At 51.2% G+C, this 15,505-nt stretch carries 12 protein-coding genes and 1 riboswitch; of the genes, 9 read left to right on the top strand and 3 right to left on the bottom strand.

Translation table 11 applies throughout. The features are described 5' to 3' along the window. Nucleotides 1–454 precede the first annotated feature (454 nt). Nucleotides 455–703: riboswitch (cobalamin riboswitch) on the top strand. Nucleotides 704–958: 255 nt separating this feature from the next. The 3 genes from AAC007_RS15135 to AAC007_RS15125 are packed head-to-tail and all read left to right on the top strand — an operon-like array spanning nucleotide 959 to nucleotide 6,234. Continuing rightward, nucleotides 959–5,458, top strand: coding sequence for a cobaltochelatase subunit CobN (locus AAC007_RS15135; protein ID WP_339677883.1), 4,500 nt, complete (start codon nucleotides 959–961; stop codon nucleotides 5,456–5,458). 19 nt (nucleotides 5,459–5,477) lie between these two features. Beyond that, complete coding sequence (locus AAC007_RS15130; RefSeq protein WP_339677882.1) at nucleotides 5,478–5,936, top strand: MotA/TolQ/ExbB proton channel family protein; 459 nt, start codon at nucleotides 5,478–5,480, stop codon at nucleotides 5,934–5,936. After that, a complete protein-coding gene (locus AAC007_RS15125) occupies nucleotides 5,929–6,234 on the top strand; it encodes a DUF2149 domain-containing protein (protein WP_339677880.1) in 306 nt (101 codons plus the stop codon). Before AAC007_RS15130 ends, AAC007_RS15125 begins: the two co-directional genes overlap by 8 nt. 51 nt (nucleotides 6,235–6,285) lie before the next feature. Here the strand turns inward: AAC007_RS15125 and trxA are convergent, their stop codons facing one another. Next, nucleotides 6,286–6,609: a thioredoxin gene (trxA, locus tag AAC007_RS15120; RefSeq protein WP_339677878.1), complete on the bottom strand. Its 324-nt coding sequence runs from the start codon at nucleotides 6,607–6,609 to the stop codon at nucleotides 6,286–6,288. Nucleotides 6,610–6,761: 152 nt separating this feature from the next. Here trxA and AAC007_RS15115 point away from each other — a divergent pair, with 152 nt between their 5' ends. Together AAC007_RS15115 and AAC007_RS15110 are read left to right on the top strand one after the other, a co-directional pair. Then, nucleotides 6,762–7,688, top strand: a complete 927-nt coding sequence (locus AAC007_RS15115; protein ID WP_339677876.1) for a LysR family transcriptional regulator — start codon at nucleotides 6,762–6,764, stop codon at nucleotides 7,686–7,688. Between the two features lie 169 nt (nucleotides 7,689–7,857). After that, nucleotides 7,858–8,109: a GlsB/YeaQ/YmgE family stress response membrane protein gene (locus AAC007_RS15110; RefSeq protein ID WP_219044031.1), complete on the top strand. Its 252-nt coding sequence runs from the start codon at nucleotides 7,858–7,860 to the stop codon at nucleotides 8,107–8,109. 48 nt (nucleotides 8,110–8,157) lie between these two features. Here the strand turns inward: AAC007_RS15110 and AAC007_RS15105 are convergent, their stop codons facing one another. Further along, nucleotides 8,158–10,560: a TonB-dependent receptor gene (locus AAC007_RS15105; RefSeq protein ID WP_339677871.1), complete on the bottom strand. Its 2,403-nt coding sequence runs from the start codon at nucleotides 10,558–10,560 to the stop codon at nucleotides 8,158–8,160. A gap of 208 nt (nucleotides 10,561–10,768) precedes the next feature. Between AAC007_RS15105 and AAC007_RS15100 the strand changes: the two genes are divergently transcribed. The 4 genes from AAC007_RS15100 to AAC007_RS15085 are packed head-to-tail and all read left to right on the top strand — an operon-like array spanning nucleotide 10,769 to nucleotide 14,465. Then, the gene (locus AAC007_RS15100) at nucleotides 10,769–11,488 is read left to right on the top strand and encodes a glutathione binding-like protein (RefSeq protein WP_339677869.1); all 720 of its coding nucleotides are present in this window, start codon (nucleotides 10,769–10,771) and stop codon (nucleotides 11,486–11,488) included. Nucleotides 11,489–11,512: 24 nt separating this feature from the next. After that, the gene (locus AAC007_RS15095; RefSeq protein ID WP_339677867.1) at nucleotides 11,513–12,283 is read left to right on the top strand and encodes an SDR family oxidoreductase; all 771 of its coding nucleotides are present in this window, start codon (nucleotides 11,513–11,515) and stop codon (nucleotides 12,281–12,283) included. 36 nt (nucleotides 12,284–12,319) lie between these two features. Beyond that, nucleotides 12,320–13,519 carry a CoA transferase gene (locus AAC007_RS15090; protein WP_339677866.1) on the top strand — a complete coding sequence of 400 codons (1,200 nt, stop codon included), beginning with the start codon at nucleotides 12,320–12,322 and terminating at the stop codon, nucleotides 13,517–13,519. Between the two features lie 37 nt (nucleotides 13,520–13,556). Then, nucleotides 13,557–14,465 (top strand): hydroxymethylglutaryl-CoA lyase, encoded by a 909-nt coding sequence (locus tag AAC007_RS15085; protein WP_339677864.1) that lies wholly within the window; start codon nucleotides 13,557–13,559, stop codon nucleotides 14,463–14,465. A 419-nt stretch (nucleotides 14,466–14,884) separates the two neighbouring features. Here AAC007_RS15085 and AAC007_RS15080 read toward each other — a convergent pair whose 3' ends face one another. Next, nucleotides 14,885–15,472 (bottom strand): EAL domain-containing protein, encoded by a 588-nt coding sequence (locus AAC007_RS15080; RefSeq protein WP_339677862.1) that lies wholly within the window; start codon nucleotides 15,470–15,472, stop codon nucleotides 14,885–14,887. Nucleotides 15,473–15,505 lie beyond the last annotated feature (33 nt).

Raw genomic sequence — 15,505 nt, 5'->3', positions numbered from 1 at the left:
ACTCGCAACGATCATTCACCAAAAACCAAACAGCAGCAAGACGAAATCATCACAGTCTAACTAGGTATAAACCCATATAGGCCTATCGGAATAATTTAAGATTTAAAAAAGAATAATTATATGCGTAAAAAATGAAGTATAAGATAAAAAGGAGGCCCCATTGCTATTAGCTGGATAGCTCCAGGGTAAAAGAGAATCACAGGTATATACAGCGACCGTACGGTATTTTTCGCCTACCACTGTTCATATCAAAGATGCTCCTTCGATTGCCTTAACAACCTTCATATATAATCATTCACCCTCGTACTCATGGCCCGCAGAAACATCCATAGCAACGCTACATCGGACAAAATACTGTTGGCATACCTTGGCATGTGCACCGATAAACACCTGCTCCACCTAAACACGAATCAAATCCCCTCAAATCCTTGACTCCCCGCCGTCAGAGGGTATGCTTTGCGCCGATGTTTCAGGTGCCCGCGTGTGTTTCTGCACACAGAGGTGAAACGGGAAACAGGTGCGCGCTGCTAAAAAGCATTGCAATGCCTGTACTGCCCCCGCAACGGTAAGCAGAGATGATCAGTTCAGCTGGCTTTCACACAAGCTGGCAGCCACTGCGTTTTACGTGGGAAGGCGAATTGATTGCGCTGATGTTATCAGCACTTTGTGAGTCCGGAGACCGGCCTGAAATAACAGGATGAGACCTCAGCATAATGTCACGAGCGAAGCCGAAACGAGGCAAAAATCAGCGCAGAAGCGGAGTTTGCTGTTGCAAATGAGCATTTTAAGCTGCTTTTTAACGCGGTATTGGCAAGCGCAGTAATTATGCTAAGGGCTCAGGATAAAACGACGGGGTGTCGAGACTTGCTTCAGCCACGGCTGACGCCTGCCATTCCGCGTTTATCAGTTAATCACCTTATTAGTCGTATGCGGGCGAGCTACGGCGGGATGCATTTCTATGTTTAGTATTTTATCGGCCACTCATTTCCCTAAGCTCGGGAATAAGAAAACCACGTCAAGCTCATTCACTTTTTTGCTCGCTGCGCTGCTCAGTTTTATCTGCGCGGGCAATAGCCATGCGGCAACAGCCACCACCTTAACGGCCATTGTGTCTGATCGATCTGCGCCAACGCTTATCGCCGGTGCCCACCAAGTCATTCAACACAATAACGATGTGCAGATTCGCATCCGCACAGTTAGCCAAGTGATTGCGATGGAAGACGAGGAGTTACAGAACCTCATCGCCAGCAGCCAAACCTTGTTGATGATCGCGGTATTTGGCGAATCGGTAGATCGACTACTAAACCAGCGCTTCCCCGCTACTCAGCTGCGCACGGTTTTGCATAGCGACCGCAAATTAATGGCGCTGCAACGGGATCGCAACGGCGATATTTTTGCCAAAGAGATACCGGAAGAGATCGTCGGCGACCGCGACGGTGTCATCACCGGCGACGCCCTCGCCGCCAAACAAAAAGCGGCACCGCGCTATGCCGACTGGCTGCAGGCGCGCTCTTACTGGGTGAACCGCTCGGTGGACAACACCGCCAAGTTATTTAATTTTATACTCAGTGCAGGCAAGCAAGCCGCACCCGCCACTGAGGTTGCGCCCCTTCGATTTGCGACTTATAAAAACGAGACAGCCAACTGGCTGAGCGCTGACGAACTCAGCAAGGCCTTAAGACCGATGCGTCGCACCTTATGGATTCTCGACCACGACGGTGGCGACATTTCTGGCGACTGGGATTTGCACGAGCAGCTCTGCCAGACCAAGCACTGGCAGTGCGTGTCGATTTTAGCCGGCTGGGGTGAGCCAAGTGTGAATGCCGTTGAAACGATTCACCGTATTATGCGCGGCCCCTTAGCGGGCACACCGGCAGCGATTGTCACCATACAGGATTTTGTGATCGGCGGCGGTGAAGGTCGCGAGACGGTCACCCAGCTACTTGGCGAATTAAACTTGCCAGTATTAAAAGGCATACGCCTCAGTGAATGGTCAGAGGCCGAGTGGGGCTTGTCACCAGAGGGTATTCCCCGCGACTCCGTGCACTACCGCGTGGCCATGCCTGAACTGCAAGGCGTGTCGCAACCGCAAGTATTAGCGTTGGCCGAACCCACCGGCATAGACCCGCTCACCGGCGGCAGCGTGTACCGCAGTAAACCACGGGTAAACGAGGTGGAGCGCCAAAGCCAGCGCTTGGCGCGCTGGATGAGTTTGCAAGAAAAAGCCAATGCCGACAAACGCATTGGTGTGGTGTATTACAACCACCCACCGGGTCGCCACAATATTGGTGCCGATAACCTCAATGTGCCGGACAGCCTGTTAGAAATGCTGCGCGCTCTAAAAGCGGCTGGCTATAAGACCGGCCCGCTGCCCAAAGACGCCGAGGCATTACTAAACCTATTACAAGCAAAGGGCGTGAATCTGCCCGATGATCGCGCCGCGCTGTCGGCGATGGCTGAGCAAATCAATACCATTAGCGCCAAGGACTATCAGACCTGGTTCGCTACCCTACCGAAGGTTGTTCAAGCCGAAATGGTGAACGGCCCACTGGGCGAATTACAAGTGTGGTTGCAAGAACAAGTTAACGCTGCATCGGCCTTAGGCTCGGTGACCGAGCGCCAGTCGCGCCTGGCCTTAATCAGCGCCCGCATGAGTAATACCATCAGTGATTTACAGCACGCCCTTGATGGCGTGCGCGACGCCGGCCGCGCAAGAGCGCTAGATCTCTTGGCACAAACTGAAGCTGAATATAAAGCCGTTATTAGTCGCGCCAGCACTGAAGGTGGCAGCCCTGACTGGCGAGCCAGCCAAGCGCTGGTGAAAGCGTCAATCAATATGGGAATTGAAGGTATTCGCGGTTGGGGCGACGCGCCGGGCCGCGTGATGGTATGGCAGGATAAAATGCTGATTCCCGGCGTGCAATTCGGCAATGTGTTTTTAGCTCCGCAACCACCGCGGGGCTGGGAAATTAACGAGGAATTACTGCACGCCAATTTATCCTTTCCGCCGCCGCATCAATATCTGGGCTTTTATCATTATTTAAAAGATGTATTCAAAGCCGATGCACTGGTGCACGTTGGTCGCCACTCCACCTATGAATTTCTGCCAAAACGCAGTGTGGGCCTAAGCGAAAACGACTACCCCAGCATTGCGGTTGGCGACTTGCCCAGCGTTTACCCGTATATCGTCGATGGCGTGGGTGAAGGCATACAAGCCAAGCGCCGTGGCCTTGCGATCATGGTCGATCACCTCACCCCGCCACTGGCCGCTACCGAGTTGTACGACGCGCTGCTGGAAATACGTCAGCTAATTGAAAGCGCCGAAGCGGCGAGCGATGCCGACACCCGCGCCCGCGCCGTAAAAGCTCTGCGCGAAAAAATAGACGAAACCAATTTACGCGACGAACTCATCGCCAGCATGGACGAAGAACTGCAAGTGCGCGGCATTGGTTTTGAAGAAACCGACGACGCCTTCCTGCTTCATGAAGTTGGCCACTACCTGACCAAGCTGCAAGAGAGCTTTATGCCACTGGGCCTGCACGTGTTTGGTCGCGACTGGCAAAGCGAAGCGGTCGATACCATGATTGCGTCGATGCTACAGGGCGACAATAGCGGCAACACGCAAGAGATTAAAAATCGCGAAAGCGACTGGCGCAAAAAATTAGTCGCCTCTCCTGCTGCGGAAATGAGCGCACTGCTCAACGGTTTGAATGGCCGTTTTGTGGCACCAGGTAAAGGCAATGACCCCATTCGTACACCGGAGTCTTTACCCACCGGCCGCAACTTCTATGCGCTAGATGGCAGCTTATTGCCGACCCGCGTCGGCTTTGATGTGGGCAATGCCCTAGCCGCTAAAGTACTCAGCGGCGAGTCTGGGGTTGCCATTGCCAATGTCGACACCAGCAATAATAAGCAGGGCATTATTTTATGGGCCTCTGACGCGGTGCGCGACGAAGGCGCCATGATTGCCTTTGGCATGAAGCTGCTCGGCGTAAAACCGATATGGAATAGTCGCGGCATAATTAAAGGATTAGAACGCATACCCCTTGGCCCAGACCAGCCCGCACGCCTAGATGTATTGTTCACCACCTCCGGTTTATTCAGAGACCTCTACGGTGAACATTTATTACTGCTCGATAAAGCTGGCTTAATGGCGCTGGATGCCAGCCGCGACCTTATCAGTCACGACTACCCTGCGCTCAGCCTTGCCCTACGTGAGGCCCTCGCCCCGCTCGGCACCGACGAGCAAGGCGGTAACGAGTCGCTAGAGCAAAACCAATTTGCCAACAACTGGGTAAACGAGGCCCGCGAATTATTAGCAGCCAACCCCACCATGAAGGCCGAACAACTTGGCCGCCAAGCCAGTTTACGGGTATTTGGTATTGCCCCCGGCGGCTACGGCGCGGGTATTAACCGCTTAGTAGAGCGCAGTGGCGCGTGGCAAGATCGCAGCGAATTGGCAGAGGTATTTATCAAGCGCATGGGCCACGCCTACGGTGCGGGCATGCAGGGCGAATCGGCCCAAGACGTGTTTGAACGCCAGCTTAAAAGTGTATCGCAAACCTTCTTGGGTCGGGCCAGCAACCTCTACGGTTTAATCGACAATAACGATGCCTTCGACTATTTGGGCGGCTTTAATCTGGCGGTAGAAACCGTTAGTGGCAAGATTCCCGCCAGCGCGGTAATCAATCACGCCGACAATCGCAATCTGCAAATAGACGCACTCCACGACGCCCTGCTCTCTGAGCTGCGCGGCCGCTTCTTTAACCCGCAATGGATCAAACCGCTAATGAACGAAGGCTATTCCGGCGCGCGCACCATGGGTAGCGAGTTTATTGAATACCTGTGGGGCTGGCAGGTAACGAGCCCAGACATCATCAATGACCGCGTGTGGGAAGAAGTCAAAGCAGTGTACATAGACGACGCCCAAGACCTTGGCCTGGATGCGTTTTTAGCCGACGACAATAACCGCTATGTGCAGACCAATATTTTAGCGGTGATGTTAGTCGCTATCGACAAGAAGTTTTGGAAAGCGGACGCCGACACCACCAAGCAATTGGCGGAGCAATTTGCTGACAATATTATCGAGCACGGCAACCCCGGCAGCGGTCACACCCACGCCCGCCACCCGATATATGACTTGGTGAAAACCCAGCTCTCTGCCGAGAAAGCCGCACAGCTAGAGTCGGTATTAGCGAAAAGCCGCATGGCCGACGCCGACATCAACTCCTCTAACAGCAGCGATGTGTCGCCAACTCATATACAGGAAATTTCGCTAGACGCTGAGGCGACAAAGCAAGCTGCATCGCAAAATAATTCCGCAGAAAATAATGATGCTGACAGCGGTGCAGACTCCAGCGAGACAGAAATAGCAAACTACCTGCCGTGGCTAATCGCATTTGGCGTGCTGATTTTGCTCGGTGGTTTATGGCGCGGTCGCCAAGCTGACAATAAATAACGAGAACGGAGAGTAAATCATGTTTTCAGGCATTTCTCTGGGCATCATGCATCAGATCACCTCGCTACTTTTAACGCCGGTTATTTGGGCCCTGCTATTTTTTGTTGGCCTCGCCATTTACGAAATTGGCATTAGCATAGGCGAGCGCTTTGGCGGCATCGCTCGCCTGCGCGACACGGGTAATCGCGATGCACTGTTACACGCCGGTAAGCGCCGCATTGAACGCGCAGACTTCCTCACCCGCCTAGCACCGATGCTGGGCCTGATGGGAACGCTTATTCCACTCGGCCCCGGTTTAGCGGCGCTGGGTGATGGCGAACTGCGGATATTAACCACCGCGATGACCGTGGCCTTCGACACCACGGTCATCGGTTTACTGGCAGGCATGATCGGCTTTGTATTGGGCCGCCTGCGCCGCCGCTGGTACGACCAAGCGATTCACCAACTGAATCGCGCGGAGGTGGGCCAACATGGATAAGTGGCGCGACAGCGAGTTTTTAGAATCCGACGAAGATCCCCTCGGCCCCATGGCGAATTTGGTCGATATTATTTTAGTGTTTGCCTGTGGTTTGATCGCCGCACTGGTGTCGTTTAGCCCTGACTTACAGCAGCATTTCAGTACGGAAAGAATCAATAAAGATATTAGCCTGGGCAAAGAGCTACCCACGGTGCCAAAAACCGTGCAAGACAAGCTCAACAGCGGCAGTGGCTACGAGGCCTTGGGGCAGGTCTATCGCGATCCAGAGACGGGGAAATTGATTTTAATCGGGGAATAAAAAGTCCGCAGTGCCTAAGTGATTGCGCTGCGGACTGCAGTAAAAGCGCGTTTATAAAGACTGCTCGATAAACGCCTTCACTTGTTGCTGCGACGCGGCACCAGTGCGCTGGGCCACCACCTCACCATTATTGAACAGAATCAGCGTTGGAATACCGCGCACATTGTAGCGCTGGGCAATTTCTGGACTGTCATCAACGTTGAGCTTGGCGATAGCAACCGCGCCATCCAACTCTCCTGCTAGGTTTTCAAGCACGGGGTTCATCATCTTACATGGCCCACACCACTCCGCCCAAAAATCTACCAACACAGGGCCGCTGCTACTGCTAATCGCTTCGCTAAAGTTCTGCTCTTCAAGCTTCTTAATTAATGACATTTCACTTCTCCTGATGGTTTTAAGTCACTCGGTCACGGGACTCACTATGAGCGTCCACCACAGAGAAGAAAAATTGTTCGTAGATATACCATTCATCATAAATTATGATGAATTAACGTCCTCCTCCGTAAGCGCCGACAAGAGCAGAAATAATGAAGAGCCAAGAACTCACACTGCTGCAAGTCTTCGACGCCATCATGACCGAAGGCTCGGTAACCCGCGCCGGTCAGCGTTTAGCGATGTCGCAACCAGCGGTATCCAATGCCATTGCCCGCATGCGGGATATTTGGAAAGACCCCGTGTTTGTTAAAAAGGGCCGTCAGATTGAGCCCACCGCCTTTGCCCAGAGTTTGTGGGCGCAGGTGCGCGACCCCATGCAACAACTGTCGTCGGCGCTGGAATCACGGGGTTTTGATCCAGCTCAGTCCCACCGCCAGTTCCGCATTGCCATCGCCGATTTATCAGTCGATTTGTACTGGCTGCCCTTTAGCTGTCAGGTCGCCGCGCTTGCGCCGGATGTTGACTTGTATGCAGTGCCCTACACTCGTATGGGCGTCATTGAACAACTGCGCGAGGCGCGGATTGATATTGGTCTTGGGCCATTGAGCCAGCACGACCGCAGCCTGCGCTCAATTCCGCTATACCAAAACACCTACAAGCTGGTGATGCGCAAAGACCATCCGCTGGCAGGCAAAGCCATCACCATGGACGATTTCTTGGCGGCCAAGCATTTACTGGTGTCGCAATCTGGCGACCCGCGCGGCAATGTTGACCAAGCCTTGCAGCGCTTAGAGAAACGCCGGCGAGTGGCAATGACCGTCAATCATTTCTCCGCTGTACCCAAACTGTTAAGCAACAGCGATTTAATCGCGGTGGTGCCGCAGATGGTAGCCGGTGGCCCGCAATTTAGTTCAGACCTTTGGATCACCGACCCACCATTAGATATTGAACCCAGCCCTGTATACCTTGTGTGGCACACCCGCTTAGATCGAGATTTAGGCTTAATTTGGCTGCGCAACTTGCTGGAAAAAGTCGTTCAAGAAGAGTGGGCAAAATGCAGCCACTGCGCAGCAGAATAAGGGTTTGAATGGTAGAACTGATAAGAAATAAAAAAGCGCTAAGCAACCATATCAAAAAACACAGCAAGACTTAGTCGCATAAGGTGCTATTGTGGCTGTTGAACAAAAATACCATTTACACGCCTAACAATGTGTAAAGTTTAGCGATTCTAAAAATAGAGGTGACACGATGGATGCACAGGGATTGATTATTTTCTTAGCGATCGGCGCCCTAGCCGGTTGGTTAGCCGGCAAAATCATGAAAGGCGGCGGCTTTGGCCTGATCGGCAATATTATTGTCGGCGTGGTCGGCGCGGTTGTCGGCGGCTATGTATTTAGCTTTTTCGGCATTGCGGCTGGCGGCTTGATCGGCTCCATCGCCACCTCCACCGCCGGCGCTATTATTTTAATTTACATTATTCGGCTTATTAAAAGCGCCTAGCAAACAGCTTGAAAGCACGGGGGAACAAACCTATTCCCCCCAATATTTTTACAAAGCAAACGACAGCGAAGCGAATACTTTACGCCCCGATTTTTGACGCGCGTTATACGAACCGGGGAAGAACACCGTATCTAATACCTGGTTCAACACTTCCTCATCAGTCAAATTGCTGCCTCCCAAGGTGAGCGCCCAGCGCTGATCCCACGCACCGATGCTAATGCGCGCTGATATTTGCGAGAAGCCTTCCAGATAACTATTGGGATCTAAATCACCGTCGGTAAATTGATTGCCCTGATATAAATAATCCACACTAGCACGCATCGCTAAGCCAAAGACTGGCAGCGTCAACGTGGGTGTAAAACTGGCGCTTTGTTCCGGCGCGAAAGCAATGCGCTTACCGCTCAAATCCTGATTAGAATTTAAGCCACTTGTCACTGGTGCCGGCGCATTTGGGTAGCTGTCATACTTGGCATCAAGCAGCCCCAAAGAACCCGCAATGGTCAGTGGCTCAAAGGGGGTTAGCCACACGAAGTCCATTTCTAAGCCGCGAGAAATGGCCGACGCCGCATTAGTCACGTCAAAGAAGGCGCCATTAAATGCCAGCACCTGCAAATTATCAAACTGGGTTTGGTAAACCGCCGCATTTAAACGCAGGGTATTGTCGAAGAACTCGCCTTTAAAACCGGCTTCTATTGTCGCCGCTTCCTCGGGATCGAAGCCCAGGTCTTCACCGCCAAACGAGGAGGCATTGAAGCCACCGCTTTTATAGCCTCTGGAATAGGTCAAAAAGACATTGCTGTCACTATTCAAATAATATTGAAACGATAGCTTTGGCGATACATCGGTTTCCTTACGACTGAGTCCACGCTCGTCGTAATCCTCTGCGCTCAACGCCAACTCCATCAAACAGGGTGTCCCCAAGGCAGCAGTTTGGCAAAAACCCGCGCCACTGGCGTCCGCTACTTTTTGCTCGCGGCTAAAACGTATACCTGGCGTAATAATAAACTGATCAGTTAAAGCCCAGGTCATTTGCGCAAAAATAGCCTGTGCATCAACGTTCAATAGATAATCTAGTTGCAGATAATCGTCACCAATGGCGGCGCCGGTAATGTCGCTAATCAAGCCAATACCAGCCAGATTTAAGCCGCCCAACAAACCACCGCTCGATACACTCGTTTGACCTGACACCAACTGCAGGGCGTCGTCGGTTAACAAATAGGCACCAAAGTCACTGCCAGCGGTAATCTGCGTTTGCTGGCTAAAGCGGGAGTCAAAGAAGTAGGCGCCAACAACAAATTCAACACCAGAACCAATACCAAACAAATTGTCTGCTGTTCCACTAAAACGCAACTCGGCAGATTGCTGCTCGTAGTCGGACACAACTTCTAAAGCTGCAAGATCCGCCGGTGAGGTGTCTAAATCCACTAAACTATCAATGGTTAGTGAGGTATCTGCTAAAACCAACACCATATTGAGGTTATTCAAGGCGCCGACAGGGCCAATATCCCAATCTGTTTTCATACTAAGGGTGTCAGAGGTCTTATCTAAAAATCCGTCTTGATCATAGGAGCTAGTAAAATTATAGGGATCGTCTTCAATATTGGGATCATAGTTTCTAAGAAAATCACTGCTACCTTCATCTAAATTCATCAACTGAAGTCCCCAGTAATTTGCCGAGGTTTCCGACGTGACAGCCATTAACTCTACGGAGACATTTTCCGAAGGTAGAAATAACAATTTGATTCGCTGCGCGTTCTGCTCGTGTTCGTCATCTTGACGATTCAAAAACTGATTGTGCAACTGCCCGTCGCGGCTTATGTCCTGAGCAGCAACACGAACACCAAACCAGTCGGTGACCATACCGCCAACACCGCCTTCATAACTGACTTCGTCGGGGTCGGTCTTATTAACACGAAAATCGGCTGAAAATTCTTCCGTCGGGCCTTTTGTAGTGACGTTAAATACACCCGCGATGGTGTTTTTACCAAACAGCGTGCCCTGCGGGCCGCGCAAGACCTCTACCCTCGCGATATCGAACATCGCTTCGTTGTAGTATGACGGACGATTGAAAAACACCTCGTCTTGCACAAAACCAACCGAGCTATCAAAGGCGGAATTCAGCGGGTTGGAACCAAAGCCGCGGATATTAATTTGCGCCAAGGCGGGGTCGGTGTCTGATGAGAACCGCACATTGGGAATGTACGGCGCAATGTCTTGCAGGCCGGTTGCGCCAACTTCGCGCATAAAATCACCGCTGACAGCCGTTAGCGAAATGGGTACATCTTGTGAAGACTGCTCCACTTTTTGGGCGCTGACCACCACCTCTTCTAACATACGGCGCCCGGAAGACTCGGCATTTTGGCCGGACACAGCATCTGCGGCCAAGCTTGTTTGCGCCACGCAACCCACTAAACCGAGGGCAAACCAACGCACCGTATTAACCGTCAACATCGTTATTAGCCTTTATTTATTATTATGTATCGCCGGCGCTGCGAGGCGCCAACATTGTCAATTATGTTTACATTATTAACGTGTCGGCAAGCCGCCGTCAAGTGCTCACCACTCAGTTAGAGCGCGGCGTTAAACAAACAAATTCCGCTGGACAATCACCGGCCCACAATGTCAACATACTTGACAATTAAATAAGGAGAGTCGCGCCGTGATCGACCTGCATACCGTTCCCACGCCCAATGGCCATAAAATTTCTATCGCGCTCGAAGAGTTAGGTCTTGAATACAATGTGATTCCCTACGACATCAGTGTAGGCGATCAATTTAAGCCTGAGTTGCTCGCGCTGAATCCCAACAACAAACTGCCGGTGCTAGTAGACCACGACCCCATATCTGGCAGTGACGAGCCCATGGTGATCTTTGAAACTGGCGCAATACTGATCTATCTGGCGGAAAAGACCGGCAAGTTGATGGCGAAGGACCCGGTCACGCGCTTTCAGCAATTGCAGTGGCTGATGTTCCAGGTGGCGGGCGTTGGCCCTCTACAAGGTCAAGCCCACCACTTTATTCGCTACGCCCGTGTTCAGCAGGATTACGCCCGCGAACGCTATGTCAATGAAAGCCTGCGCCAATGCCGTGTACTGGAAGGTCAGCTTCAAAACCAGGACTATCTGGCTGGCGATTATTCGATTGCCGATATTGCCTGCTGGCCGTGGCTGCGCGCCCTGCCCTTGATCGATATTCACTTAGACAAAGACTTTCCCCGACTGCACGACTGGTTTACACGCATAGAGCAGCGCCCTGCGGTAGAGCGCGGTAAAGATTTAATCCACGGCTGGGTGTATAAGCTGCCGCCGAATTTCAAAATGGAATTGGATGAAAAGACGTGGTCTTATTCCTTTGGCGAAGAGCAGTATCGTCAACGTTAATTACATTGTTACGGAGGAGCTCCCATGCAGGACTTATTTTCTATTGCTGGCAAAACGGCATTGGTGACCGGCGGTTCCCGCGGTATTGGCGCGATGATCGCCGAGGGTTTCCTTCGCGCTGGCGCCAAGGTCTATATCACCTCGCGCAAAGCTGAAGAACTGGAAACCACTCGCGCAAGACTTGCCGAGCTTGGCGAGTGTATCGCGATCCCCTCTGATTTATCGCAACTCGACGGCATCAGCAAGCTGGCGAAAGAGATCAGCGCAAGGGAAACCAAGCTCGACATTCTCATCAATAACGCTGGCGCAACATGGGGCGCACCCATCGACGAATTCCCGGAAAGTGGCTGGGACAAAGTGATGGATCTCAACGTTAAATCGGTGTTTTTCCTGACTCAAAAATTACTGCCTTTACTGCGCGCCAGCGCAAGCAAAGAAGAACCCGCCCGCATTGTAAATTTGGCGTCTGTTTACGCCCTGCGCTATTCACAGCAACCAACTTTTTCTTACTCGGCTAGCAAAGCAGCCGTGGTTCAGCTCACGCAACAATTAGCCGCCAGTTTGGTAAAAGATCATATCAATGTGAATGCCATCGCGCCGGGTTTATTCCCCAGCAATATGACTGCGTATTTGATGGAAGACGAAGAGGCCTTGAATAAGAACATCCCCATGAACCGCATGGGCAAGCTGGAAGATGCCGCCGGCACCGTGATTTATTTGTGCTCCAGAGCCTCGTCTTATATGACCGGCGGGCTTCTGGTAATAGACGGCGGCTCAGTTATTAGCGCTGGCTAAACCGCCGCGAATTAAAAATAAGATTAAGAGTCGGCTATGAATAAACCCCTCAACAATATTCGTGTTTTAGATTTGACTCACATGCTGTCCGGCCCCTTTTGCACAATGACGCTGGCAGACTTAGGTGCAGATTTAATTAAAGTCGAACCGATTGGCGGAGAAGGCACACGTAAATTGCTTGCCAGTGATCCCAAAAATTCGATCGATGGCATGGGTGCGTATTTCATTACCTTAAACCGCAATAAACGCAGCATCGCGATCGACTTAAAAAGCGAAGACGGTCTGCGCATTTTTTACGATTTGGTTAAAACGGCAGATGTTGTTATTAATAATTACGCCGCAGGCGTACCCGCTAAACTCAAAATTGATTACGCGCATTTATCTGTAGTGAATCCCCGCATCATCACCTGCTCTATCACCGGCTTTGGGGAAAGCGGGCCGGGTGCAAACCGCCCCGCTTTTGACCAAGTCGCTCAGGCCTACGGCGGCGGCATGTCGATTACCGGCACCGATGCTAGCCAGCCTATGCGCGCGGGCATTCCCATCGGCGATTTAGGCGGCGGCATGTTCGGCATTATGGGAGTGATGAGTGCCATCATCGAACGGTATAGCTCTGGCCTGGGCCAGCACGTTGATATCTCGATGTTAGACGTGCAAGTCTCGCTCTTAAATTATATGGCCACCATGCACTGTTTATCCGGCGAGAACCCACACCCCATTGGCAACAGCCACTTTGTGCATGTTCCCTACAATAGCTATCCAACGGCTGATGGGCATATTGTGATTTGCGTGCTTACCGACAATTTTTGGCAAAATCTAAAAGCCTTGGTGAACTGCGCGGAATTAGATAAACCAGAATACGACGGGCAACCCGGCCGACTAGCCGACAAGAATTTTATTGACAAAACGTTAGCCGATATTTTCCGACTCGACACCAGCGCCAACTGGTTAACAAAATTAAACGCGGCGCGCATTCCGGTGGCGCCGGTCAATAACTTTGCTCAGGCCTTAAGCGACCCGCAGATACAGCACCGCAATATGCTGGTTGAGTTAAAACACCCGGCAGGCAAAAGTACAAAAGGCCCCGGCAACCCCATCAAACTTTCGCGAAGCGGTGAAGAGTCCTTCTCGGCGGCACCGCTACTTGGGCAGAATACCGACGAGATCATGGCAGAATTAGCGAATTACAGCGCTGCGGATACCGCTAGCCTGAAGGCCGCTGGTATCATTGCCTAATAACTCGCCTCACAAATAGAAGCATACGGACTCCCCCATGGCAGAAAAAATCATCATCAATGACGTTGGCCCCCGCGATGGTTTGCAAAACCAAGCCGTCATTCTTGAGCCACAGCAGCGCGTTGCACTGATTCATGCCCTTATCGCTGCGGGCGTAAAACATATTGAAGTGGGTTCTTTCGTGTCCCCCGCTGCCGTGCCCGCCATGAGCGGTACCGCGGACGTCATTGCCGCTTTGCCTAAAGGGGATTTTCACTTCTCTGCATTGATTCCAAACCTAAAAGGTTATGAGTTAGCAAAAGCCTCTGGTATCGATACGGTTAGCCTTGTGATTGCCGCCAGCAATACCATGAACGAAAAGAACATCCGCATGAGCAATAGCCAGGTCATGAGCTTTGCAAAAGATGTGCTGGGCAGAAGTCATACCGATGAGTTAATTACCCTCGCCTGCATTGCCACGGCGTGGGAGTGCCCGTTTGAAGGCCTAATACCTGAAAATACCGTCATCGACTTATGCGCCGAGTTGTTCGCAGCTGGCGCACCGGAAGTCGTGCTCGCCGACACCATTGGCGCCGCCTCACCGGGACAGGTGAGGTCTCTTATGACGAAACTGGTGAGTGAGTTCGGCGCGCACCGTCTGTCCTGCCATTTTCACGACACCCGCGCCATGGGTGTTGCCAATGTGTACGCGGCGGTGGAATGCGGCATTCGCAAGTTCGACTCATCGATCGGCGGCTTAGGCGGCTGTCCTTTCGCACCGGGAGCCTCCGGCAATGTTGCCACCGAGGACGTGGTGTTAATGCTCAATCAAATGGGCTTCGACACCGGTATCGATTTAGGCAAGCTCATTACAGCCGCAGATTTAGTAGCCGAACAAACTCGCACCAACACCAGCGCCAACTCCGCAAAATGGATTAAGCGCCAAATTGAGAAAGGGCTTTTATAGCAACAGGAAAACGAACAAAACCAGTAAAAAAGGCGAGAACAGTTTATCTATTCATCGCTGACCCTAGCACTACTTATGCGCTTCCTCAGGAAGATACGGCCCTGGTAACAAACCTTGATTAGGCGCATTTATAGCCATCGCATTCGGATCTGACGACAAGGCTGAGGGTTGATCTGAAATGGAGCCTGCAATCTGCTGAACAATTGCGCTAGCTTATAAAAATAGTTAAAACTGGGGAGGTAATCAGTAAACAAATCCATTTTTTATAGAGAAGGCTGATCTTGGCGGTGCTCTAAAGAGCGAGTTAATACCGCTACCAATCAAATCCAAACAGCCTATTAATGGAACTATTGCGTCGCATAAGGTACGCAAAATAAGAGTGCGAAATCGTAGGAACCGAACCTGCCTTGGAATAAATACTAATCGCCTTCCCTAAAGTCCACACTTGGCAGACATTCAAATCCCGGCTTAGCAAAATAATAACCCTGCATCAGTTCAACACCGGCATCCCGCAACCAGCTCATCTCTTCCCTGGTTTCAACTCCTTCCGCTATAACGGTGATATTAAGCTCGCCGAATAAATTCAAACAATTTTTAACGATGAGTTGCCTTGCGAGCTTTTTGTCAATGTCACGAATAAGCCCCATATCCAACTTTACAAGATTGGTTTGGAAATCAGCGAGCAACCCCAAACCAGCGTAACCTGCTCCAAAATCGTCGAGCGCCGTGATGAAGTTTTTAGACATATAATATTCAACAATCTTCTTGAGGTGCTCAATATCTTCGATTTTTTCACTTTCAGTAAATTCAAAGATGATCTTCTCAACAGGGAATGAATATTTTTCAGCCGCTGCTAGGGTAGTACGAATACAACGCTCTGGTTTATATATCGCGTTAGGAAGAAAATTTATACTCAGCAGACATTCAATCTTAAGCTTAGACGCTAGAGCTATCGCTTTTACTCTACACAGCTGGTCAAATAAATGTAAGCGCTCAATAAACCCCACTCTATTTATCCTTTGCAATCTCGGCTAAGGCAT

This window comes from uncultured Zhongshania sp. (genome assembly GCF_963975605.1).
GTDB lineage: Bacteria > Pseudomonadota > Gammaproteobacteria > Pseudomonadales > Spongiibacteraceae > Spongiibacter > Spongiibacter aquimaris.
This window is presented reverse-complemented; position numbering and strand designations above follow the sequence as displayed.